At 52.3% G+C, this 22,819-nt stretch carries 21 protein-coding genes; 10 read left to right on the top strand and 11 right to left on the bottom strand.

Annotated features, from left to right (window positions below):
• Window positions 1-47 precede the first annotated feature (47 nt).
• Together FHT67_RS12510 and FHT67_RS12505 are read left to right on the top strand one after the other, a co-directional pair.
• Window positions 48-1,820 (top strand): sensor histidine kinase, encoded by a 1,773-nt coding sequence (locus FHT67_RS12510; protein WP_167198559.1) that lies wholly within the window; start codon window positions 48-50, stop codon window positions 1,818-1,820.
• Window positions 1,817-3,322, top strand: a complete 1,506-nt coding sequence (locus FHT67_RS12505; RefSeq protein WP_132312794.1) for a response regulator — start codon at window positions 1,817-1,819, stop codon at window positions 3,320-3,322. Before FHT67_RS12510 ends, FHT67_RS12505 begins: the two co-directional genes overlap by 4 nt.
• A gap of 226 nt (window positions 3,323-3,548) precedes the next feature.
• Here the strand turns inward: FHT67_RS12505 and FHT67_RS12500 are convergent, their stop codons facing one another.
• From FHT67_RS12500 to FHT67_RS12470, 7 genes are all read right to left on the bottom strand, one after another.
• Complete coding sequence (locus FHT67_RS12500; protein WP_167198555.1) at window positions 3,549-4,514, bottom strand: ABC transporter ATP-binding protein; 966 nt, start codon at window positions 4,512-4,514, stop codon at window positions 3,549-3,551.
• Window positions 4,507-5,490, bottom strand: a complete 984-nt coding sequence (locus tag FHT67_RS12495; protein ID WP_132312790.1) for an ABC transporter ATP-binding protein — start codon at window positions 5,488-5,490, stop codon at window positions 4,507-4,509. Before FHT67_RS12495 ends, FHT67_RS12500 begins: the two co-directional genes overlap by 8 nt.
• A 13-nt stretch (window positions 5,491-5,503) precedes the next feature.
• Window positions 5,504-6,436, bottom strand: a complete 933-nt coding sequence (opp4C, locus tag FHT67_RS12490; RefSeq protein WP_167198552.1) for an oligopeptide ABC transporter permease — start codon at window positions 6,434-6,436, stop codon at window positions 5,504-5,506.
• A 17-nt stretch (window positions 6,437-6,453) separates the two neighbouring features.
• Window positions 6,454-7,407, bottom strand: a complete 954-nt coding sequence (locus FHT67_RS12485) for an ABC transporter permease (RefSeq protein ID WP_132312786.1) — start codon at window positions 7,405-7,407, stop codon at window positions 6,454-6,456.
• A 60-nt stretch (window positions 7,408-7,467) separates the two neighbouring features.
• Entirely contained in the window at window positions 7,468-9,189 is a 1,722-nt protein-coding gene (locus FHT67_RS12480) for an ABC transporter substrate-binding protein (RefSeq protein WP_132312784.1), read from the bottom strand.
• Window positions 9,190-9,392: 203 nt separating this feature from the next.
• Complete coding sequence (locus FHT67_RS12475) at window positions 9,393-10,301, bottom strand: ArsR/SmtB family transcription factor (protein WP_132312782.1); 909 nt, start codon at window positions 10,299-10,301, stop codon at window positions 9,393-9,395.
• A gap of 137 nt (window positions 10,302-10,438) precedes the next feature.
• Window positions 10,439-11,326, bottom strand: a complete 888-nt coding sequence (locus FHT67_RS12470; RefSeq protein WP_167198550.1) for a hypothetical protein — start codon at window positions 11,324-11,326, stop codon at window positions 10,439-10,441.
• A gap of 416 nt (window positions 11,327-11,742) precedes the next feature.
• Between FHT67_RS12470 and FHT67_RS12465 the strand changes: the two genes are divergently transcribed.
• From FHT67_RS12465 to FHT67_RS12435, 7 genes are all read left to right on the top strand, one after another.
• On the top strand, window positions 11,743-13,359 hold the full coding sequence (locus FHT67_RS12465) for an ABC transporter substrate-binding protein (protein ID WP_132312778.1): 1,617 nt from the start codon (window positions 11,743-11,745) through the stop codon (window positions 13,357-13,359).
• 227 nt (window positions 13,360-13,586) lie between these two features.
• Window positions 13,587-14,537 (top strand): ABC transporter permease, encoded by a 951-nt coding sequence (locus tag FHT67_RS12460; RefSeq protein WP_132312776.1) that lies wholly within the window; start codon window positions 13,587-13,589, stop codon window positions 14,535-14,537.
• A 4-nt stretch (window positions 14,538-14,541) separates the two neighbouring features.
• Entirely contained in the window at window positions 14,542-15,387 is an 846-nt protein-coding gene (locus FHT67_RS12455) for an ABC transporter permease (protein WP_132312774.1), read from the top strand.
• 37 nt (window positions 15,388-15,424) lie between these two features.
• A complete protein-coding gene (locus FHT67_RS12450) occupies window positions 15,425-16,456 on the top strand; it encodes an ABC transporter ATP-binding protein (RefSeq protein ID WP_167198547.1) in 1,032 nt (343 codons plus the stop codon).
• Window positions 16,443-17,348 carry an ABC transporter ATP-binding protein gene (locus FHT67_RS12445; protein WP_132312770.1) on the top strand — a complete coding sequence of 302 codons (906 nt, stop codon included), beginning with the start codon at window positions 16,443-16,445 and terminating at the stop codon, window positions 17,346-17,348. Before FHT67_RS12450 ends, FHT67_RS12445 begins: the two co-directional genes overlap by 14 nt.
• Before the next feature lie 39 nt (window positions 17,349-17,387).
• Window positions 17,388-17,822, top strand: a complete 435-nt coding sequence (locus tag FHT67_RS12440) for a hypothetical protein (protein WP_132312768.1) — start codon at window positions 17,388-17,390, stop codon at window positions 17,820-17,822.
• 186 nt (window positions 17,823-18,008) lie between these two features.
• On the top strand, window positions 18,009-18,248 hold the full coding sequence (locus tag FHT67_RS12435; protein ID WP_481856702.1) for a DUF6953 family protein: 240 nt from the start codon (window positions 18,009-18,011) through the stop codon (window positions 18,246-18,248).
• 58 nt (window positions 18,249-18,306) lie between these two features.
• Here FHT67_RS12435 and FHT67_RS12430 read toward each other — a convergent pair whose 3' ends face one another.
• Together FHT67_RS12430 and FHT67_RS12425 are read right to left on the bottom strand one after the other, a co-directional pair.
• Window positions 18,307-19,704: an MATE family efflux transporter gene (locus FHT67_RS12430; protein WP_167198544.1), complete on the bottom strand. Its 1,398-nt coding sequence runs from the start codon at window positions 19,702-19,704 to the stop codon at window positions 18,307-18,309.
• A gap of 120 nt (window positions 19,705-19,824) precedes the next feature.
• Window positions 19,825-20,280: an HPP family protein gene (locus FHT67_RS12425; RefSeq protein WP_165930829.1), complete on the bottom strand. Its 456-nt coding sequence runs from the start codon at window positions 20,278-20,280 to the stop codon at window positions 19,825-19,827.
• A gap of 203 nt (window positions 20,281-20,483) precedes the next feature.
• Here FHT67_RS12425 and FHT67_RS12420 point away from each other — a divergent pair, with 203 nt between their 5' ends.
• Window positions 20,484-20,930: a DUF4395 domain-containing protein gene (locus tag FHT67_RS12420; protein WP_132312762.1), complete on the top strand. Its 447-nt coding sequence runs from the start codon at window positions 20,484-20,486 to the stop codon at window positions 20,928-20,930.
• Window positions 20,931-20,978: 48 nt separating this feature from the next.
• On the opposite strand, the gene FHT67_RS12415 is transcribed toward FHT67_RS12420, so the two are convergent.
• Together FHT67_RS12415 and FHT67_RS12410 are read right to left on the bottom strand one after the other, a co-directional pair.
• Window positions 20,979-21,632, bottom strand: a complete 654-nt coding sequence (locus tag FHT67_RS12415) for a FusB/FusC family EF-G-binding protein (protein WP_132312760.1) — start codon at window positions 21,630-21,632, stop codon at window positions 20,979-20,981.
• Window positions 21,633-21,871: 239 nt separating this feature from the next.
• The gene (locus FHT67_RS12410) at window positions 21,872-22,732 is read right to left on the bottom strand and encodes a patatin-like phospholipase family protein (RefSeq protein ID WP_167198542.1); all 861 of its coding nucleotides are present in this window, start codon (window positions 22,730-22,732) and stop codon (window positions 21,872-21,874) included.
• Window positions 22,733-22,819: the final 87 nt, after the last annotated feature.

Here is a 22,819-nt window from a genome sequence, read left to right as displayed (position 1 = left end):
GAGGAACTTTAGCTAAAATTAGATCTTTCAAGGAGGCTTGCTTTATTATGCCGTTTCATACCCGAAGTCTTGTCGTCAAGCTGATTCTCAGCCTGTCGCTGATCGTTATCCTAACTTCCTCTATAACCGGAATCATCGTGTACCGGTCCAATCAGAACATGTTCCGCGAGGAAATCCGCAGCCAGTTCCTGCAAAACAACAAGCAGGCGCTTCAGCGGATCAACCAGAATATCCATGAGGTTGAACGGATCTCGCAGTCCATCGTCTTCCATCCGACCGTCGTGAAGATCTTGACGAATTCCTTAAATAACGAAGATAAAGTCGAGCAGCTGCAGCTCATGTACGACATGGTCTCGCAGGCGAAGCTTGACGCGCCCCATATCCGGGCCATGTTCATCTTCAATCTGCGTGGCGACAGCTACTACAACGCGAATTACGGCGCCGTCTCCATGCTGGACAAGCCTACCCGCAGCATTATTAATCAGGAGCTGGAAGGCACGAACGGCGCCTTGACCTGGTTCCGTCTCAAGCTGGTCAGCTCGGCCGACCCAAGCGGCTACCGCTATATGATTATTGCCGCCCGCCAAATGAAGAGCACCTTCCAGGAAACGTACGGCACGCTGGTGCTGGTGCTGGACGAGGGTTTTTTCTCCGAGGTCATTGACGATATCGGGCAAGATGATGGCATCGTCTATTTGCTGGATCGCAAGGACCGGCTGTTGTTTAGCCAGCGGAGCCAGGATGACGCTTCCGCCGAATCGGATTATCCGGAGACGATCCCTTTGCAGCATGATCGGGAAGAAAGGGCATCCATTGTTCAGTCTACCGATCGCGGCAATTATCTGTTCGTGAAAAACACCTCCGATTCCGGCATCTTCAAGCTGATCAGCGGATTGGGTCTAAGCGCGCTGGATAAGCGTAATGCCGATATTTTGAAAACCATCGCGATATCCGGCCTGTCCAGCATCCTATTGACCGGCCTGCTGCTGACACTCACCAGCACCAGGCTGCTGCGGCCGCTCGGCAATCTCGTGTCCGGGATGAGACGGCTCCGTTCGGGCCAGATGAACACCCGCGTCGAGGTCCGCTCCAAGGACGAATTGGCTTTTCTCGGGGAGTCGTTTAATGACATGGCCGATAACATTCAGACGCTGGTGGATGAGGTTTTGCTGAAGCAGCTGCGGGAGAAGGAAGCGGAGCTGAGGGCGATCCAGGCGCAGCTTAATCCGCATTTCTTGTACAATATATTGAACGAAATCTATTGGAAGCTGTATCTGCAGAATGCCAAGGATACGGCCGGCATCATCCAATCTCTCTCGAAAATTCTGCAGTATTCCTTAAAGCCGATCCAGCAGCCAAGCACGCTGCGCGAGGAGCTGGAGCAGCTGCGGAGCTACATTAATATTCAGATGTCCCTCTTTCACCCCGATCTGGAGCTGGATATCCGGACGGACGAGCATCTGCTCTGCATGGAAATGCAAAGACTGCTTCTTCAGCCCGCGGTGGAGAACGTCTTTGTCCATGCCTTTGCCGATAAAACCAAAGCGGATAAGAAGCTTCTGAGGATTCACGTTTATCGGGAGCAGGAGCATCTAAGGGTGGACGTAACGGATAACGGCAAAGGGATTGAGCCCGAGATGCTGCGTAAGCTGGCGGCAGGTGAACGCGATGTTCACGGCAATCATCTGGGCATTCATAACGTGGAACGAAGAATTCAGCTCGTCTATGGCACGCCATACGGGCTCCGCTTCGAGAGTTGGCCTGATGCCGGAACAACCGTCAGCTTTATTTTACCGATCAGCAAGGAGGACTCCGTATGAAGGGAACCGTCTTAATTGTAGAGGATCAGCCGAATTTCCGCGAAGGGCTGAAGTTTATGATCTCGCAGAGCAGGAACTGGACCGTCATCGGAGAAGCGGATACCGGTGAGGAAGGTTGGCAGAAGGCGCTGGAGCTGAGGCCCGACCTCATTCTGATGGACATTCACATGCCCGTTATGAATGGGATTGAGCTTGCGGAGCGCATTCATTCGCACGGGATGGATACGCTGTTCATCATCATTACCGGCTATCAGGACTTTCAATATGCGCAATCCGCCATACGGTACGGAGCGATGGACTTCCTGCTCAAACCCTGCTCGGATGACGATATTTCAGGTATTCTGGGCAGCGCCTCCAAGAAGCTGCAGGCAAAGCGCAAGGAGCAACAGACGACGCGGGAGCATCTGCTCCGCTCGATTCTGCTCAAATACCAGATGAACCAGGAGTTGACCTCGCATTTCCTCCGTATGTTCGAAGGCAGCCGGCTGTGGCTGGTGACGATAACGGATTATTTTCCGGAAGGCAAAAACTACGGATCCGACGATCTGTACGTGCTGCAATACGGAATCTACAACATCGTCCAGGAGCTGGCACTGAGCGAAGACGCGGATGCCAAGCTGCTTATTCTGAAGGAGGACCAGTTTGTCCTGTCGGTATCCTCGGAGTTGGCGACAGCCTGCTGGAGAGAGAACGCGGAGCTTGCCGTACGCGAATATCTAGGCATTGAGATCGAAAACATCCCACTTGGCCCAAGCTCCGACGTCAATCAGCTGATGTCGGCCTATGCCGCCTATAATGAACAGCGCGTGCAGCCGGCACTGGCGCCTCAGTCAGTGCATCGCACGGGCAGGCATCAAGCGATTGAAGCGGTAAAGAACAAGATCATGGCGCTTATTATCTCAGGGGATTTCCAAGCCCTGCACGACTACTTTGAGAAGGTTGGCAGGCATGCCTGCTCTCTCCAGCTGACGGACGGCAAGATTTTGGCGATCAACCACTCCCTTGCGCTGGGCCAGATTTCCGAGGTACTGGGGCTGTTCAGCCATCAGCGCAAGCCGGCCGAGGCGCTGCTGCAGACGATTGACCAGCTGCCGGGAAGCAAGGAGCTACAGAGCTGGTTCAAGGAAGCCTGCCAGGACTTTGAGACCCGACTGGACCGCTGGAAGCAGCAGGCGAACCCGTATGTGAACAGCATTCAACAGGCGATTGATTATATCGAAGAGCATTATTTGGACAGTGATCTATCGATTAAGCAAGTGGCGGAGAACATTCATTTGAATCCAAGCTACTTGAGCACTTTGTTCAAAAAAGAAACCGGCGAGACCTTCACCGGCTACGTCACCAAGCTTAAGCTGCAGAAGGCCCAGGTGCTGCTGCGCAACACGGAGATGAAAATCTCGGAAATCTGCCAGACCGTCGGCTTCGAGGACTCCACCTATTTCTCGAGCGTGTTCAAGAAGCACTTTCAGATCTCGCCAAGCGAGTTCCGGCAGAATCATTAACGGCGTGAAACGGCGTCCAAGGAATCTCTTATTCATTGGACGCTGTTTTTCTATGCACGCTCACTCAAGGCCTTTCGCTACTCCCCGCTACCTTCTCGTTCCTCGCACAAGTTTCCATTTCGTCTACATAGCAAAACATAGACCCTTCTCTACTAAATAACCAAAAAGACCCGTTCAACGGTTAACGCACAATAACCGTCGAGCGGGTTCTTTTATTTAAAGGCCATTACACCAAATGGCAAGCTACCATATGGTCGGTGCCAATGGTCCGAAGGGCCGGCACCTCTTCCTTGCAGCGCTCCGTCGCGAAAGGACAGCGGGTATGGAACTTGCAGCCGGAAGGCGGATTTGCGGGATTCGGGATATCGCCGCTCAATACAATTCGTTCCCGCTTCAGCTTCGGAATCGGTACCGGAACCGCCGACAGCAAAGCTTTCGTATACGGATGCTGCGGGCGGAGGAACAGGTCCTCCCTTGTTCCCGTCTCGACCAGGGATCCGAGATACATGACGCCGATCCGCGTGCATAGATGCTCGACGACGCTAAGATCATGGGAGATGAACAAATAGGATAGACCGTTCGTCTGCTGCAGCTTCCGGAACAGATTAATAATCTGTGCCTGGATGGATACGTCGAGAGCGGATACCGGCTCATCGGCGATGATAAGCTCGGGATTCAGCGCTAGCGCCCTTGCGATTCCGATCCGCTGACGCTGGCCGCCGGAGAATTCATGCGGAAGGCGGTCAATATGGTAATCCGACAATCCGCATAGCTCCAGTACCTCCAGCACCTTGCTCCGAATCTCCGACTTGTCAGCCAGCTGATGATCGAGCAGCGCTTCGCCAATGGCGTCGCCTACGCGTACGCGCGGATTCAAGGAGCTGTACGGATCCTGGAAAATCAGCTGCATGGAGGGCCGCATGGCGCGAAGCTCTTCCTTCGAAAGCGAGTAGATATCGGTCCCTTTAAAGAAGACGTCACCCGAGGTCTTTTCGTTTAAACGGACAATGGAACGCCCAACCGTGCTCTTCCCGCTGCCCGACTCGCCGACAAGACCAAAGGTCTCGCCTTTGCGGATCGTAAAGCTAAGGTCGTCAACGGCCTTCACATGACCAACCGTCCGATTCAGAAGACCCGATTGGATGGGGAAATATTTTTTCAGATTGCGTACTTCGAGCAAAGCTTCAGGCATACCGCTTCTCCTCCTCGTACAGCCAGCACGCCGCTTGCTGCGAATCGCCTACCGGAACCAGCGCTGGCTGCTTGGTCCGGCAGATCGCCATACACTGCTCGCACCGGTCATGGAAGTAGCACGACTCCGTCAGCTCAAGCGGATTCGGGACTTGCCCGGGAATGGAATACAGCTCATCCTGAAGCTGGTTCATAATCGGCTTCGAACGCAGCAATCCCTTCGTGTAAGGATGCTTCGGATTAGCGAAGATCGCCTCCACTTCCCCTTGCTCAACGATTTTGCCGGCATACATAACCGCTACGTAATCCGCCATCTCCGCCACTACGCCAAGATCATGGGTGATAAGCAGGATCGACATCCCGCTCTCTTCCTTCAGACTGCGAAGCAAATCCAGGATTTGCGCCTGAATGGTCACATCGAGAGCGGTGGTCGGTTCATCGGCAATAAGCAGCTTGGGACCGCAGGAGATCGCCATCGCGATCATAACGCGCTGCAGCATGCCGCCGCTTAATTCATGCGGATACGCATCGATAATCTGTTCCGCTCTGGAGATGCCCACTTGCTTAATGAGCTCGATTGCACGCTTGCGCGCAGCTTTTCTGCCAAGCTTCTGATGCTCCATCAGCGGCTCAATCACTTGCTCCCCGATCTTCAGGACCGGATTAAGCGAAGACATCGGCTCTTGGAAGATCATCGCGATTTCGTGGCCGCGTATCGTGCGGAGCTCATTGCGCGACAGCTTCAGCAGATCGCGGTCCTGGAACTGGATGCTTCCGCTTTCCACCTTGCCGCCCGCACTTTCAATGAGTCCCATGATCGACATGGCCGTAATGCTTTTGCCGCTGCCGGACTCCCCTACGATGCAGACCGTCTCGCCCGGCTTGATTTGCAGGCTGACATCGTCCACAGCCCGGACGGTCCCCGCTTCCGTCTTGAAGAAGGTCTGAAGATGATCAATGGTTAGCAATTCCTTCATGATAGAAGCCCACCTACCTTTTCTGTTTCGGATCCAGCACGTCGCGCAGGCCGTCACCAAAAATATTAATGGCAATAACCGTCGCAAATATCGAGAAGCCCGGCGGCAGCCACAGCCATGGCCGCTCTTGGAAATCGATCATATTATTAGCGGCGTCAATCATATTGCCCCAAGTCGGCGTTGGCGGCATAACGCCTAAACCGAAGAAGCTTAGTACGGATTCGCTAAGAATCGCTCCGCCTATATTTAGGGTCGCTATAACGATAATAAGCGGCACCAGATTCGGCAGCAGATGCCGGAACAGCTTCCTTCTATCGCTGAGGCCGAGCACGATCGTCGCCTGCATGAACTCCCGCTCGCGCAAGGACAACATCTGACCTCTGATCATCCGGGCCAAGCCCGGCCAGCTGACCACGCTGAGCATCAGCATAACGATATACATCCGGTAGTCCGGCGGCACTTTCCACTCGGACAGCAAAGCACCGATAATGAATAGAAGCGGAAGGCTTGGCACCGTAAGCAGCAAGTCAGCCAGCCTCATAATGAGCTGGTCGACAACGCCGCGATAGTAACCGGCAATAATGCCAAGCAGGGTACCGATAAACACGGACAATACCATCGAAGCAAGTCCAACCGTCAGCGAGATTCTACCTGCCAACAGCACACGGGTCAGCACATCCCGGCCAAGCGTATCGGTGCCAAGCCAGTGCTTGGCGCTTGGCGCGTGATTCATTAACGCCATATTGATCTTGTTATCCGTATAAGGCGAGAAGAAAGGGCCGATAAAACAAGCCAAAAACATAATGACGACAACGGCAAATCCCGTGATCGCCAATCTATTGCGTACAAGCCTCCGGAAGGATTGCCGCCACAGCGAAGATCTTGCATGCGACTGATTTTTATTGACGTTTATTCCCCGAGCCGTTTCACCGCTAGCAACCGTCATCTATAAGTCCTCCCTTCCTAAAGCTTCACCCGCGGATCCGCGAGATGATATAGAATGTCGGACAGCAGCGTTCCGATTACCGTCAGCACGGCGATAAACATCGTAAAGCCCATAAGCAGCGGATAATCGCGCAGCCCGAATGATTGCATATACAGCTGTCCGATGCCCGGCCAATTAAAGATCTTCTCTATAATAAGAGATCCGCCGAACAAAGCCGGAAGCTCGAAGCCAACCAGCGTAATGGCAGGCAGCAACGCATTGCGAAGCGCGTGGGTGAATAACACCTTGCGCTCGGTCAGCCCTTTTGCCCGGGCAGTTCTTATATAGTCCTGTTTAATGACGTCAATCATATTGCTGCGGAAGTAACGCGTCAGCGAGCCAACGCCCAGCAGCGTCATAACGATGACCGGAAGCGTCATATGATGAATAACTTCCTTCACATAGGCAAATCCTTGGGCATTGCTCCCCGTCGTAATCATTCCTCCCGGCGGCAGCCACTTTAAGTCAACGGCAAGCACCTTAATCAAGAATAATCCAATGAAGAAGGACGGGATGGACATCGCGGCGAAGATTAGCACCATCACAAGCGTATCAAACCAGGAATATTGTTTATAAGCCGCGATTACCCCAACCACAACGGCAATCAGCCAAGTAAAGAAAGTGGAAACAACCGCAAGCAGGAACGAGTTCCAGATGTATTGATTGAACAAGGTGAGCACCGGCTTCTGCTGGGCAAGAGAATAGCCGAAGTCTCCATGTATGGCATTCTTCATCCAAGTGAGATACCGCTCGATCAATGGCTTGTTAAGCCCGTAAATTTCCCGCAGCTCCGCCTTTCGTTCCGGGGTTAATTTAATATTGCCGGTGATGAAATCACCCGGCGTCATGGCGTACAAGCTGAAAATCAGAAAGGAAGCGGCGAGCAATATAATGGCCATGTAGGACAATCTCTTTACGAAATAAGTGCTCATATCGGCTCCTTAACCTCACATCCCCTGCCCGGCAACAGGTCCGGGCAGGGGACATTATTTTTACTTCAGGTTCCAATTCGGCAGGCTTGACGCCAATCCGTAGAATGGGCTGATGGACAGGTTCTCAATTCTTGCGTTATAAGCATAGACACTCTTCTTGTAGTTGGTAAAAATAACGGGAAGATCATCGTTAAGCAGCTGGAAGATTTCTTTGTAAATCTCCTTACGCTCCTCGATGTCGGTTGTAGCAAGGCCTTTCTCGTACAGCTCCTTGAACTTCGGATTATCGTATCCTTTAATCTCGCCGTCTACGAATTGCAACAAACCGTCGGAAGGATCCGTCAGAAGCGGTGTCGAGAAGGACACCATATCATAGTCTCCGCCTTCGACCTTGGAAACCAGCGAGTTGAAATCGGCGAATACTTCAGGCTCAAACTCGACGCCCAGCGCCGCAAAGTTTTCTTTGGCAACCGCGATGAAGATATCCGTGTTCTTGCTCTTTGTGCCGAGATAATGGATTTTCAGCTTCTCGCCGTCCTTCTCGCGAATGCCGCCCGCACCAACGGTCCAACCGGCTTCATCGAGAAGCGACTTCGCTTTTTCCGTGTCGAATTTGTAAGGGTTAATGTTATCTTCCGTATAGGCCCACGAGATTGGCGAAGACGGAATGTTAGCCACAACGCCTGCCCCTTGGTTGGCATCGACGTAGATGCTTTGACGGTCAAGACCGTAGGTTAAAGCTTGGCGTACCTTCTTATCATCAAGCGCCTTGTGCTCGAAATTAAGCTGCAGGTAGCTGTAGGTGCTTGGTGTATACGGAACGATATTAACGAAGCCGAGCGACTTCAGCTTGTCTATATTTTCGGTAGTAGCGCTGAAGGATGCATAATCAACCTCGCCTGTCTCCAGGTATTGCCACGTATCGCCTTCGGATGTTTTGTAAATGAAGTTTTTGGTCTTTGGCTTCTCGCCGTAATAGTTGTCATTGGCCGTGAAGCGAACCTCTTGACCAGGAAGGAATTTCTCCAGCTTGTACGGGCCGGTGCCAAGCGGCTTCGAGCTGAGCTGCTTCATATAACCCAGATCGCCTTGCTTGTAGTCCTTGCCGTAGTAAGCTTTGGACAGAACATCGGAACCAAGCAGCACAAGAGCAGCGGCATTCGGCTTTTCCAACGTGACGGAGATGGTCTGCGGATCAATTACCTTGATTCCTTCGATAGAAGTCGCGCTTCCGTCTTTGTAAGCCGCGCTTCCTTTAATGCCGAGCGTATTAACCTGCGAATCGCCGTCATACGACTTGTCATTCAGGATCGTCCACGTGAAAGCTACGTCATCGCTAGTAAGCGGAGAGCCGTCGCTGAATTTCAGGTCCTTGCGCAGGTGGAACGTATAGGTCAAGCTGTCAGGCGATACTTCCCATTTCTCGGCCAGTCCTGGCTGAGGGGCGCCTTTGTCATCCACGGTAACAAGCGGGGTATAGAGAAGCGAAGAAACATTCCCGTCATAGCCGCTTTGTTGGAAATAAGGAGTAAACGCACCGCTAGGGTCGGTAAGTCCGACGATAATCGTATCCGTCCGCTTCTTCGCTTGATCGGGCAATTTGCCGATGTCGCTGGCCTGAATCGTCTCTGCCGAATCTTGCGAAGCGGAAGTATTGCTGGCTGCCGGCGAATTCGCCGGCGCTTGGTTGCCGCTGCCCCCGTTGCCATTATTGGAGCACGCAGCCAGGAGCAAGGTCCCGGCAAGAACGACCGATGTAGTGGCTAAAGTTAACTTCTTCATAAATACCCTCCCATAATGTACAATAGAGTCTCCTCTTAATTCCGATTAAAGAACTATGAATTGGAATCGTTAGTCCCTATTATAGAAACCTGAGACAGTTCTGTAAAGAGAGAACTAAAAAATATTTCTTCCAAAAAAGAAATAAAGAAAATAACAAAAATGCCGCCTTACCCCAGTTAGGGAAAGCGGCATTATAAATTTCGCTAATTACCGGTTATATAATCCATAATCACATGCTGCAACCGATCAAGAGCACCGGCACGCAAGCTGTATAGCGTCAGGTTCTCGCCTTCGAAATGAGCATGAATCAGTCCCGCGCTGCGCAGCTTGGAGATATGATCGTGCGTGATCCCCTTGGATAGCTTTAGATAACGATGTATCTCGATGAAAGTCCGCGGTCCTTGATGCAGGTAACGCAGAATCTTCAGCCTGCTCTTCTCTCCCAGACTTCTTAATATCCGATAATCATGGGCTGACATGAAATCGTCATCGCTAAGATCCACTCTCGCGGAGTAGTAGCAAAGCGTTAGCTGATTAAAGTGCGATACGATATTGATAGGCTGAAAATGATACTGAGGAATCAGAACAAGCTTATTAAGATCCGTTATAGGTTCAAATATAAGTCCATTCGTTGTCTCGTCCACGAACTGCCAGGCCGGAGTGGTGGATTGAACCGCTCTTCTCTCCGCCGCAACTTCCTCCAGGCTCCTCAATATTTCCGGGCTGATCCCCTCGAAGTATTGGTTCTGCCATAGAGTGAACAGCTTCAGGAGCTTAGCTTTAAAAGCATTCATGTCTACGGGAAAACTGCTGCTGTAGGGTGACATCCTTTCATACAGCTCACCTGTGCTTTGTTTAGAGAGCCAATTCACAAAGCCGGGAACATCAGCCTCCGGACTCAAATAAACAAGCAGAAACGCAAATTTCCACTCCTGGTCAATAGAAAGCTCGTCCAGCCAATTAGCAAGTTCCGGCGTAAGCCTAGCACGCGTTTCCTGTGCCCAGCTTGCCGAAAGATCAAGCTTCTTATGCGATTTCCGGCAAATATAGGTATGCAAACTGCTGATCGCTTCGTTCAGCGGCTTAAAATCGATGTCTATTTGATATTCCATCCACACCCCCCCTTCACTTCCTAGGTCATTATACCTTAACTTGGGCGTATTCTACACGGAAATGAATGCGATTGCAACTTAAAAACAGCCCCCGAAGAGCGCTAAGCTCCCCGGAGGCTGTTCCTATCCTATTACCCTTATTGCGCCGCAATTGAACCCATCGAGGCAAACGCCAGCGGTCCGAAGCCTTCACTCGGCTCGCCTACCGGCATGTTCACTTTAAACAGGAAGCTTGCGCCGTCTACCGTTTTCACGATAACTTCCTTCGTCAGCTTATCGCTGCGGCCAATGACCATCAGGTCGACGCCGCCGATCATGGAATTGACTTCCTTCGGATCCATCGTCTGCACATCGCCTACGGCTTTGAGCTCTTTCTCCGCATCCGCCTTCACATCGTCCAGCTTGAATCCTTCCGGCAGCTTGCTAATCTCTACATAATAGTTGTTGTCTACATTCATGATCAGCTTGTTAGCAGCCGCGTCGAACTTGAACTGCTCAAAGATGTAGAGCGCATAGCCGTCGCCCTTGGCAAGCGTACCGGTGCGCGTCTCTTCATTGCCTTCGAGCTGGAGCTTGAAATCCTTTGTCGCAGGAAGCTCTTGCGCCGGCATGTCTTCAGCCGACTTCTCCATCTTCTCGATCTTGGTGATCGTGAGCAGCTTCGCCGTCGCGTCGCCCTCGATAGCCGCTTCCGTATACTCGAAGCTTACGTTATCGCCTTCTTTAAGGGCAGCCACCGCGCTGTCCGTTCCTTCCCCCAGCTGGTAAGCCGCCGATTCGCCGTTCACCGTGATCTCAACCGTATGAGAATCGGCCAAGCCGACAAATTCACCTTTGCCTTGTTTGGTTGCAACCTCCGGCGAAGCAGATTCCGACGGGGTTGGCGATGCCGATACCGTTGGACTTGGCGAAGAGTTCGCATTCGTATTCGAGTTATTGTTGTTGCAGGCCGATAATAGACAGGCCGCCAGCACTGTGCTGCTCAGCAGAATGGTCCATTTCGTTGTGATGCTCTTGTTTTTCATACTTTACCTCCTAAAAGGAAATTGCTCTTTTTTAATTGACTAACCCCTATCACTTGCCCAAAGCTTGCTTCGCAAGCATTGCTCGTTATTACAAACGTTGGAGCCGTTGTAAAGGTTACATTAAATTTCTGAATAACATCACCCAGCATTAGGGAAACCTTGTCATATCCAGGAATAACAGGAGGTTTCTTGCATCGACAGTTCCAGCATTTTGGAGCATAATGAGAGAAATATAATAAATCCTTTATCGAAGCTTATTCACGATGAGCGACCGCGCTTAATGGAAGGATTTATTGCCAAGCAAAATTTTTGATTTTGAAAATTTGAGTTGTGGAAATTTAAAGATTGTAATTCCGAGTAATCCGATGTATTATATAATACATTAGAACACCACAGACAAACTGGAGGATAGAAACATGCGCAAAAGCATTCCCGCTTTACTTACCCTCATTATTCTAACAGTAATCATCAGTGCTTGCAGCGGCAACAACAATGGCGGCAACACTGCAGGAAACAATTCTTCGGCATCCCCTTCGAATACGGCGGCAGCCGATCAAGCGAAGGACGGCGGCAACCTGATTCTGGGCGTACAAGCCGACCCTGTCGTTCTTAACCCGATTTACGCAGGCGACCGCGTCAGCCTGACAATCGACCAAGCTCTCTACGCTCCGCTGTTCCAAGTGAACAACGGCAAGAAAACCTTCTACCTGGCCGACAGCCTTGAGCCTTCGGCTGACAACCTGACTTATACCCTGAAGCTGAAAAGCGGCCTGACATGGCATGACGGGCAACCGCTGACGGCGGACGACGTTGTCTTCACGTTCGATACGATTCTCGACGAGAAACAAAACAGCTTCTTCCGCGAAAACCTGATCCTTAATGGTAAGCCGATCAAAGCGGTTAAGGTTGACGACACAACGGTTGAATTTAAGCTTCCGCAAGTAAACCCGGCGTTCGAGGCAACTCTCGTGCAATTAACTCCTATTCCTAAGCATATTTTCGAAGGCGAAGCGAATATCGAGAAAAGCACGAAAAACAACGCACCGGTCGGTTCCGGCGCATTCAAGTTCAAAGAGTACAAAACAGGCGAGTACGTAACGCTTGAGCGTTTCGATAACTACTTCGGCGGCAAGCCGCATCTGGATTCGATCACTTACCGTATCGCGAAGGATGCCAATGCAGCCAACCTGGCTCTGCAGAACGGCGAAATCAACGTGAAATACCTGGATCCGCAGGACGTATCCACCATCGAAAGCACCGGCAACTTCGATATTCAAGCTTACTCCGAAGGCCGTCTGGCTTACCTGCTCTTCAATGAAGACAGCGACACTGGCGCCCTGAAGAAAAAAGAAGTTCGTCAAGCGATCTCTTACGCTCTGAACCGCGATGAGCTGATCCAGACGGTATACGGCTCGAGCGAATACGCAGACCCTGCCAAATCGTTCGTAACGCCGGATGGCCTGTTCCAAACCAACGACGTTCCTTCGTACGACAACGATGTAAATAAAGCAAAAGAACTGCTGGCTTCCGCCGGCGAAAGCAACCTGAAGCTCCGCTTCATCGTATCGAGCGGCAACAAAGCGCAAGAAGCGGCTTCCTTGTACATTCAGCAAAAGCTGAAGGCCGTTGGCATCACGGTTGAACTGCAAAGCATGGACGCTTCCGCGTACGGCCAGAAGTTCACGGACCTTAAATCGAAAGACTACGAGCTGTCCTATGCCGGCTACATCATGGGTTATGATCCGGACGCTTACCGTATTCTTTACACAACAGGCTCGAACTCCAACTATGCTCGCTACTCCAACCCTGAAGTAGACAAGCTGTTCGACCAAGGCGCCGGCGAAGCTGACGCAACGAAACGCGGCGAAGCTTATCAGCAGCTGCAAAAAATTATCGCGGATGACGCCGTTATCTACCCTGTCGGTTACACCAAAACAATCGTTGCGATCGACAAACGTTTCGGCGGCCTGAATGAAGCCGTTCTGAAACCGGTCGTTATCTTCGAAGATCCGTCCAAGCTGTACATGAAATGAGAAACCTCGATCGAGGTCATTCCAAGATGAGCGACCGCGTTTAGAGGTAGGTTTTATCGCCAAATAGAATTTCAGTTTTCACTTGTCCCCAAACTTACAAATTCTATTGTGGTAAGAATTAAATATGGAATAGGCAAAAATAGCTCAGGCTACCCCAATGTCATTAAGCTAACTTAATGACATTGGGGGTATTATTTTTTGCCGTAAACAGCATAGGAGACAATCGCATGAGACAACTCATCGCTAGACGCTTACTGCAGACGATTCCGCTCTTGCTCTTCGTCTCGATCGCCTGCTTTGCCTTAATCAAGCTGGCTCCTGGAGACCCTGTTCTATCCTTCGTGACGCCAAACATGCATCCCGAGGATATTGAACGCATCCGTCATAATCTCGGGCTCGACAAGCCTGCTTACATTCAATATTTATTGTGGCTCAAAGAGCTGTTCCAAGGCAATCTGGGCTATTCGCTCGTCAATCACCAGCCGGTAATGGATCAGATTCTGGACCGTCTGCCCGCAACCGCGGGACTGATGGGCAGCGCCATCGCCTTGTCCGTCCTGATTGCTATTCCGCTTGGCCTGACTGCCGGAGCGAACCGTAATCGCTGGCAGGACAAGATTATTAACATGATCTCGTATATCGGTATCTCGGTACCCCTGTTCTACCTGGCTATTTTACTTATCTATTTATTTGCGATTGAGCTGCATTGGCTTCCGATTATGGGCATGCGGACGATTGGCGTCCATTCGGCGTGGGATGTCATCAAGCACGGCATTCTGCCATGCGTCGTTCTTGCCTTCGGCTTCCTGTCCGTCTACGTGCGGTACATTCGCTCCAGTACGATCGGCCAGCTGAAGGAAGATTACGTTCAGATTCAATACGCGTTTGGCGCTTCTCGCCGGCAAGTGCTGTTCCGCCACGTCATGAAGCATGTTCTGCTGCCGGTTATTACGCTGCTCGGCATGTCCATGGCGGATCTGGTTACCGGCGCAATCGTGACGGAAACCGTCTTTTCCTGGCCGGGTATCGGCTCGCTTGGCATGACGGCCGTCAAGGGGATGGATTATCCCGTTATTATGGGCATTACGCTGTTCTCCGCCTTGTTTCTGATCATCGGCAACTTGCTTGCGGATATTTTATACGGATTCGCCGATCCGAGAATCAAATCAACGAGGTGAGCTCATGAATCGGACCAAATGGCGAAATGCGGGCCTCGAGCTCGTTCGAAGCAAAATGGGGATCGTCGCAATCGCGATTCTCGTTATTTTCATACTGGGAGCGATCTTCGCTTTTCTCTCCCCCAAAGATCCCAATGCTCTGGATGCTTTGCAGCGCCTAAAGCCGCCTAGCTCCGCGCACTGGTTCGGAACCGACGACTACGGCCGCGATTACTTCGCCCGTGCCTTGTACGGCGGACGCGTCTCCCTGATGGTTGGCTTCTCGGCCATGGTTCTGGCAACCACGATCGGTACGATCGTCGGGGTTGTCAGCGGCTACTTCGGCGGCTGGATCGATAACCTGCTGATGCGTCTGCTCGAAGTCATTTTGTCGATTCCGACCTTCCTGGTCATGCTCCTGCTCAGCGTCTTCCTGAAGCCGAACCTGACCAGTATCGTCCTCATTATCGGACTTCTGATGTGGATGAACATGTCCCGCATCATAAGGGCCGAGACGATGACGATTCTGGAGCGCGAGTACGTGCTGTATGCGAAGGCCTCCGGTCAGAATCATTTGGGCATTATTTTCCGTCATATCTTCCCGAGCCTGGTTCCGGTCATTATCGTTGCCGCAACGAACAACGTGGCATCCGCAATTATGATGGAATCTTCGCTCAGCTTCCTCGGATTCGGGGTGCAGGCTCCAAACGCGACATGGGGAAGCATGCTGAACAATGCGCAGGGCTATATCGCGCAAGCGCCTTACCTTGCGTTATTCCCGGGTTTATTCATTCTGCTGACGGTGCTCAGCTTTAATATTCTAGGCGATATCCTGCGCGTAGGCTTCGAACCGAAGCTTGGCAAGCGGTAATCGAAGGGAGCCCCCTTCCGAAAGGAGTGAACGTTAGATGGCAGACAGGCTGCTAACCGTCAATAACCTACAAGTATCATTCCATACCCGCAGCGGAGAAAATAAAGCGGTTCGCGGCGTCAGCCTTCATATCGATCAAGGCGAGACGATCGGCATCGTTGGCGAATCCGGCAGCGGCAAGAGCGTCACCGCCAAAGCGATTATGGCGATGATTCCGCCTCCGGGACAAATCATCAGCGGCGACATTACCTTTGCCGGCGAGAAGCTGAACGGCTTGCCGGAGCGCAAATGGCGCCAAATCCGCGGCAACCGGATCGCGATGGTGTTCCAGGATCCGATGACCTCGCTTAATCCGGTCAAAAAGATTGGCGATCAGATGACGGAGGTTATCCGCCGGCATCGCGGTCTAAGCAAGGAAGCCGCGCTGAAGGAAGCCATTGAGATGCTCCGCCAGGTCGGCATCAACGAGCCAGGGCGCCGCGTCCAGCAGTATCCGCATGAATTCAGCGGCGGCATGCGTCAGCGCGTGATGATCGCGATGGCGTTATCCTGCCAGCCGGAGCTGCTTATCGCCGACGAGCCGACAACGGCTCTCGACGTAACCATTCAGGCGCAGATCCTCGATCTGCTGAAGGAATTAAAGGATAAGACGAGCGCTTCTATCGCGCTTATTACCCACGACCTTGGCGTAGTGGCGCAGGTATGCAGCCGCGTTATCGTCATGTACGGCGGCATGGTGATGGAAGAAGGCACGGTAGAGGATATTTTCTATAACTCGAAGCATCCGTACACGCAGGGACTGCTGCGTTCGGTACCGCAGCGGCAAGGCGGCTCGCGCGAGCGTCTGGTTCCGATCGAAGGCTCTCCGCCGGATCTTCTCGACCCGCCGCCGGGCTGTCCGTTTATGGATCGCTGCCCGCATGCGATGCCGAAATGCGCGGAGCTTCCGCCGCATTTCCAGATCGGCGAAGGCCATCGCGCCCTCTGCTGGCTGAACGATGCGGAGGTTCAGGCCGAACTTGAGCGCAATCCGGAGCTTGAAGGGAGCGCTGCCCATGTTAGAGGATAAAAAAGTGCTGGTGGATGTCCAGCAGCTGAAAAAGCATTTCGTGAAGAGCCGCGATGCCTGGGGCCGCACCTCGGAAGTGCTGAAGGCCGTTGACGGCGTAAGCTTCCAGATCAACAAGGGCGAAACGTTTGGCCTTGTTGGGGAATCCGGCAGCGGCAAATCCACCGTTGGCCGTTCTATTCTGCGGCTGTACGACTACACGGACGGGACGGTCAAGTTTGACGGCCAGGATATCTCGAAGCTTAACGAGAAGCAGCTGAAGCCGTTCCGCCGGCGGATTCAGTCGATTTTCCAGGATCCTTACTCTTCGCTTAACCCCGGCATGAGCGTGCTGGATTTGATCGGCGAACCGATGAATATTCACGGCCTGTACAAGGATGCGGAGGAGCGTAAGGAAGTGATCGCTTCGCTGCTCGAAAAGGTAGGACTCAAGCGCGAGCATCTGTACCGCTACCCGCATGAATTCAGCGGCGGCCAGCGCCAGCGGATCTCCATTGCCCGCGCATTGTCGGTACGCCCCGACTTCGTGGTCTGCGACGAGCCTATCTCGGCTCTCGACGTATCCGTGCAGGCGCAGGTTGTTAACATGCTTGAGGATTTACAGGCTGAATTCGGTCTGACCTATTTGTTTATCGCCCATGACCTGTCCATGGTTCGGCATATTTCCGACCGGATCGGCGTGATGTATCACGGACGGCTCGTAGAGGTTGCAGACAGCGATGAGCTGTACGACAATCCGCTTCATCCGTATACGAAGGCGCTGCTGTCCGCTATTCCGGTACCGGATCCTCGCGCTTCGGTTGAACGGGTCATCTATAAGCCGGATGCTGCCGCCGAAGAAGCTGCGGTGCTGCGCGAAGCAAGCCCGGGACATTGGGTCGCTTTACCTTAAGATCATTCATAGAGCTACGTTAAGGGAGGATGAAATCAAATGACGGATATCGTAAAGCTGTCGCAATGGGATGCATTGCTTGTGGAGTCCCTACGCAAGGGGCATGGTTGGTCGGATGACGAGATTGTTGCCAAAGTGAAGGCGGGATCCGATCTCCCTAAGGATGATAGCATCTTCCAATTCAACTATAGCGATCTGGCGGCTTTTGCCCAGAAAGAGCCGGAGACGTTTGAAGCGGCTGTCCGGGGCGGCTACCAGATCAAATACAATACCGTGCGCGGTCTCCGCAGCTGGATCTGGGTCGCCTTCGGCGACGAGCCTCAGCTCGAGCTTGAAGCCGGGCAAGAAGCCGTAACCGCACAGCTTACGCCCGAGCAGCTGGAGCGTCTGAGAACGGCGCTGTCCTTCGGCTGGTCCATCGAGCCGGTTGCGGGCGCCGCGGGCACTTACCGGATCGAGCCGATCCAGCGTTAAGATTTGCGTGATTAAATATTAAGGGGCTTTCCCATCGTCATGATCATGACTTTCGGGACAGCCCCTTATTTTTCGCGGTACGTTGAATTTCCATGGTTGCTTTGCAACTACAATTTGCATTTGTTTGAGCTCTAACCCAGTCATGTTATAATAACGCCAATCAGGTATTGGGGGTCGCATAAGAAATTGGAAACAACAACCGAGCAGCAAATCGCGGAGTGGATGGTTAATGAGATTAAGTTTAGGGGAATGCTGCGCCAGGAAGAAGCGATCGAGCATGTAAAGCGGCATTTTGGCGAGCAGTACATCTTCGTGAACGAGAACGGGAACGTTTCCTTGGAAAAAGAAGTGAAGAAGGCTTTCCGCAAGCTTCACAAGGGACGGATCGCCTGGGATCGGGACGGTTTCTTCTGGGCCTGGACTTAGCCTCTTCAGCTTGAGGGGCTGTCCCAGCTTATGGGACAGCCCCTTTCATCTATAATAGCTAGTCAATCAACCGGTGCCGGTACCACTTCTTGCCGCGGAAGCGCCAGAGGAAGATCGCTCCCCTTACGCCCCACTCGAGGTTCATCGCAAACCAGACTCCCAGGATGCCGAAGTCGAATACGATCGCAAGCAGATAACCAAGCACAATCCGGAACAGCCACATCGACAGCAGCGATACGACCGAAGTGAACTTCGAGTCGCCCGCCGCCCGAAGGGCCGACGGCATAATAAAGCTGATGGACCAGAATATAACCTGCATCAGAGCATTAATGATCGTAATAATGAAGATATCGTCCACAATCTCAGCCGGAGGATGGAACAGCCCGACCAGCGGGTAGAAGAGCGGGAGCATCAGACAAGCCATCACGAACAGGCAAGCCGTGGACAACCATAGGAAGGATCGGGTGAACTTCCTCGCATCCTCTATGTTCCGCTGCCCCATGCATTGGCCAATAACCGTAATGGCGGTAATCGCCAGCGCATTGGAGGGAATCTGCAGGACGTTAGCGAGCGAGCCGCTAATGGCGTTGGTTGCGATAGCAAACGTACCCAGGCTTACGACAAACGTTTGGGTAACGATCTTCCCGCCGTTGAAGAACATCTGCTCCGCCGCAAACGGCAGCCCGACGAACAGGATTTTCCGCAGCATCGAAAAATTGACCGACAGCATATCCCGAAGGCGAAGCCGCAGGTTCGTATCGATCTTGACGAGGTAGACAATAGCCAGAATGGCTGCCGCGTACCGCGAAATATTGACGGAGACGGCTAAGCCCAGCACGCCCATATGCATGAGGTTGATAAAGACGATGTTCAGCAGTACGTAAGACAGGTTCATGACAAGCGAGAGCATCAGCGACGCCCGGCTTCTTCCGATGCCGCGAAGCGCCCCGCATACCGCCTCCATCATGGCGATGCCGACGTAAGACAAGCCGCTGCCGATCAGGTACGTCCGGCCCTCTTGAAACACCTCCGGCGAAGCCGCGCCAAACAGCAGATTAAGCATCTGGTTATGAAATACCACGACAATCAGGCTGATCGCAAAAGCGACAAGCGTAACCGACGAGACGGAGCTCGCCGCGGACTTCGATACCATCTGATGATTGCCGCTGCCTTTGTATTGCGCAACAACAACCGTTCCCCCGGTCGATACGGCGATAAAGACGCTGATCAGGAAGATGTTCAGCGAGTCGACCATGTTGACGGCACTGACCGCATCCACGCCCGACGAGCTGACCATTGCCGTGTTCACGAGGTTGAGACCAACGATAAACGCCTGGTCAATCAAAATCGGAATAAACAAGGCAATAATCTGCCGGTAATCAATCGACACTCCCGTGAAGTGCCGTTCCAGGAAAGCCTCATGCTTTCCTCTCAGTCTGGGTCGTCCTATACCCATATCATCATCTCATTCTTCTCGTTGGATTGGTAAAGCTTTAAACTACCTACTAAGCTACTACTATCGCCATCATTTGTCCATGACGGATTTCCGGCTAACGGCACAAAAAATCCACCTGCCTTAAGCGGCCGTGGATTCGGAGGATTCATAAGTCTGCGCTCTTCTGCTCTCAAGCTGCTGGGCAAGGTAAAGCACCGGCATGAGACCAAGCAGCGCCACGCCTACGGAGAGCGGAATCGCCCAGTGATGGGTGGAGTGCGAGAAGAACGGGATCAGCGCCACAGCCACAATCGGCGGGGCATTCCATTTGAATTTGTTGATTAACCAGATGGTGATAATGACGTTAACAAACAGCGAAATCGGGCTTGGATAAACGTAGTACAATACCGTCCCGATGACAGAGGATACAACCGCGCCAAAGGTGACTTTGCCCACTTCGGATATCGTCGAAGAACGGGATAAGAACAGAAAGCTAAACGCGCCAAGCGTTGGAAAAAATAAGGTGTCCAGGAAAGAAAAGTGCAGGGAAAGCCAATAAATAAGCATTACATACAGGCAAATTGCTATGGTTTTCAAGTTCATAAGCTTCTTGTTATACCTCCAGTCAGCTGCCGTACAAAATTGCGCTCGTTCCATTTTAATGAGTTTTGGAAAGAGCGTCAATCTCAAAATATTCTCAGCAAAATTAATTTCCTAAATACCTACAAGAAAACTAAGAATTATTATATACTGAGGATAATTAGGACGTAAAACCATTTCGCGTGAATGGAGGATTAATGATGTCTCAACCTACGATTAATTTCAGTTACGAATGTGTCGAGGAAGTGCCGCTGCATCGCGTCCGCGGCAATCAGCTTGGCATTCTCTTAAGCGTGATTGCAACGGTTATCACCCAGCAATGGTGGATTCTGATTCTGCCGCTGGCCGTTCAGCTCGTCAGCCGTACGTACGGTGTCAAATATAATCTGTTTGTCCGCCTGTTCGCCCCCATGCTCCCGAAGAGCCGGCGAACCGAAGCCCGCGAGCTTCTGCGCTTCAATAATCTGCTCGCGATTCTGTTCCTTGTTGTCACCCTTGCCGGGCATTATTGGGGGCTGACGGTTCTGTCTTACATCGCCCTTGGCATGCTGGCCGCCGCCGTTATAGCCGCCTTAAGCGGCTTCTGCCTCGGCTGCTTCATGTACTTCCAATACAAGCAGTTCCGCCTGCGCCATCGGAGATCCTAACAACAAACAAAAGCCCGCCGGTCTCCGGCGGGCTTTCTCTCTATTCGATTAAAGAACAATGTCGGAAATGAAGCGCTCCAACACCGTCACATCGGTAATATTGTTGTTGCAGCTCCCGCTGTTCACGCACATATAATTTCCGATGGCTTTGTAGTAATCCGGCGAAGCATTAGCCGGCCTCGACTTCGTTACGGCCGAGAACAATGCCACATCCTCATGCCGGTTGCACAGGAAGCATACGCTCTTCTTCTGCACGGGCGTAAATCTGCCTTCCACGCCTACAAGCCGTCCGTTCAGATGATACGCGAGATACATTTTATTCGTTGCGATATCCGTCCAGCCGAGATAAGTCACGTAACGCAGATCGATTGCCGCGAGATCGGGAACCTTCAGCTTTTTCGCCTTCGGGAACAGCTTCTTCAGCTGCTTCTCCTCGACGGCATCAAACGGCTTCACGTATTCCTCAAGCGACCTCAGATAACCTTGAAACTCCAGCGGGGTATTCAACGACGCGAAGCTTTCGAGCAGCTTCTGCTCAGCCTCCGTTGCCCCCGGGAATGCTTCCATCACTTTAAAAGGCGTGTTGGAACGTACCGACGCAATAACCTTCGGATCGGATACCGTACTGCAAGCCTTCTGCAGCTCTCCTACTTGCTTCTTAATCAAATTCAGTTGATGGTTTCTAATAAATGGTGTACACATTGCTTTGTCAGCCCCTTATTTTATTTGATCGACTTACTGTCAAATAAGGTGCAAAGCCCATTATTAGAAACGATAGCCGGGCGACCATCCTTCAAGTACGCCCCATGCAAAGTATCGCCCCTAATTCAGGCTCTGCATGAAGCTGATTCGTAATCCGGCAAATTGATTTGCCATTGTTACCGCCTCCCTTTACTACTCGATTATAAAATAAATCCGGCTCCGCCCGCAATCCTCGCGGCTTAGCCTTCCATCCATTCCCGCAGCCGCGGCATCAACCGCTTCGCATCCTCGTAGCCCTGCTTGTACAAGGCATCCAGCTTCGCCGGATCCCGTTCCATCCGTCCCACTGCAAGCGTCTCTTGCGGACGAATCACGAAAACGGCGCCTCTCTTCTCCTGCCCGGCGATATAATCCAGCGTCTCGTTGTAAAGCTTATACCGTCCAAGCATCCTCTCTACGAGCTTCGGGTAGCTGCGGTAGGCACGCTGCGCGATCCAGCCGAACTTGCCAGCCGATTTCCGGTAATCCTCGTTGCGCGTCAGGATCAGAACATTACGTGTATAGCCGTCGCTTTCGGCCTTCCGCAGAGGAATAGGATCCGTGATTCCGCCGTCGAGCAGCTTCCGCCCGCCATATTCCACAATCGGCGCGATAAAAGGAAGCGAGCTGGATGCCCGGAGCAGCTGCAGCAGGTCAAATTCCGGTTCGCTTTTCCGATAATAGACGGTCTCTCCCGTCTCGCAGTCGGTCGTGCCAATGACGAACTCCTCCGGGCTCCGCTCGAAAGCCGCGTAATCGAACGGCACATGCTTATTCGGAATCTCGTCGAAGATAAAGTCCATGCCGAAGAGCTGCCCCTTCTTCCACAGGTTTTTCCAAGAAATATACCGCGGATCGCTTACCCATTCCACATTGACGGTCCGGTTGCGCCCAAGCTGCCTCGACAGATAGCTCGCCCCCATGCAAGCGCCCGCCGACACGCCGATCATATAGGGAAAATACACGTTATGCTCCGAAAAATACTCCAGCACCCCGGCCGTATACACGCCCCGCATGCCTCCGCCTTCCAGTACCAGCCCGATATTATGCGCCGTACTCATGCTTTCCGCCCCCCGCCAAGTCGTTTGCTTGTCTCTTATCGCTCCTTACATTGTAACGTAAACGCTAAAGAAACTTAACAAACTTTC

The organism is Paenibacillus sp. BK720, assembly GCF_011761545.1.
Taxonomy (GTDB): domain Bacteria; phylum Bacillota; class Bacilli; order Paenibacillales; family Paenibacillaceae; genus Pristimantibacillus.
The sequence above is the reverse complement of the archived record's forward strand: the minus strand, read 5'-3'. Positions and strand labels throughout refer to the sequence as shown.

What these genes read in the sequence shown, in the direction of transcription:
- FHT67_RS12510 (WP_167198559.1), top strand. Translation starts at nt 48, where the DNA reads ATGCCGTTTCATACCCGAAGTCTTGTCGTCAAGCTGATTCTCAGCCTG.
- FHT67_RS12505 (WP_132312794.1), top strand. Translation starts at nt 1,817, where the DNA reads ATGAAGGGAACCGTCTTAATTGTAGAGGATCAGCCGAATTTCCGCGAA.
- FHT67_RS12500 (WP_167198555.1), bottom strand. Translation starts at nt 4,514, where the DNA reads ATGCCTGAAGCTTTGCTCGAAGTACGCAATCTGAAAAAATATTTCCCC.
- FHT67_RS12495 (WP_132312790.1), bottom strand. Translation starts at nt 5,490, where the DNA reads ATGAAGGAATTGCTAACCATTGATCATCTTCAGACCTTCTTCAAGACG.
- opp4C (WP_167198552.1), bottom strand. Translation starts at nt 6,436, where the DNA reads ATGACGGTTGCTAGCGGTGAAACGGCTCGGGGAATAAACGTCAATAAA.
- FHT67_RS12485 (WP_132312786.1), bottom strand. Translation starts at nt 7,407, where the DNA reads ATGAGCACTTATTTCGTAAAGAGATTGTCCTACATGGCCATTATATTG.
- FHT67_RS12480 (WP_132312784.1), bottom strand. Translation starts at nt 9,189, where the DNA reads ATGAAGAAGTTAACTTTAGCCACTACATCGGTCGTTCTTGCCGGGACC.
- FHT67_RS12475 (WP_132312782.1), bottom strand. Translation starts at nt 10,301, where the DNA reads ATGGAATATCAAATAGACATCGATTTTAAGCCGCTGAACGAAGCGATC.
- FHT67_RS12470 (WP_167198550.1), bottom strand. Translation starts at nt 11,326, where the DNA reads ATGAAAAACAAGAGCATCACAACGAAATGGACCATTCTGCTGAGCAGC.
- FHT67_RS12465 (WP_132312778.1), top strand. Translation starts at nt 11,743, where the DNA reads ATGCGCAAAAGCATTCCCGCTTTACTTACCCTCATTATTCTAACAGTA.
- FHT67_RS12460 (WP_132312776.1), top strand. Translation starts at nt 13,587, where the DNA reads ATGAGACAACTCATCGCTAGACGCTTACTGCAGACGATTCCGCTCTTG.
- FHT67_RS12455 (WP_132312774.1), top strand. Translation starts at nt 14,542, where the DNA reads ATGAATCGGACCAAATGGCGAAATGCGGGCCTCGAGCTCGTTCGAAGC.
- FHT67_RS12450 (WP_167198547.1), top strand. Translation starts at nt 15,425, where the DNA reads ATGGCAGACAGGCTGCTAACCGTCAATAACCTACAAGTATCATTCCAT.
- FHT67_RS12445 (WP_132312770.1), top strand. Translation starts at nt 16,443, where the DNA reads ATGTTAGAGGATAAAAAAGTGCTGGTGGATGTCCAGCAGCTGAAAAAG.
- FHT67_RS12440 (WP_132312768.1), top strand. Translation starts at nt 17,388, where the DNA reads ATGACGGATATCGTAAAGCTGTCGCAATGGGATGCATTGCTTGTGGAG.
- FHT67_RS12430 (WP_167198544.1), bottom strand. Translation starts at nt 19,704, where the DNA reads ATGGGTATAGGACGACCCAGACTGAGAGGAAAGCATGAGGCTTTCCTG.
- FHT67_RS12420 (WP_132312762.1), top strand. Translation starts at nt 20,484, where the DNA reads ATGTCTCAACCTACGATTAATTTCAGTTACGAATGTGTCGAGGAAGTG.
- FHT67_RS12415 (WP_132312760.1), bottom strand. Translation starts at nt 21,632, where the DNA reads ATGTGTACACCATTTATTAGAAACCATCAACTGAATTTGATTAAGAAG.
- FHT67_RS12410 (WP_167198542.1), bottom strand. Translation starts at nt 22,732, where the DNA reads ATGAGTACGGCGCATAATATCGGGCTGGTACTGGAAGGCGGAGGCATG.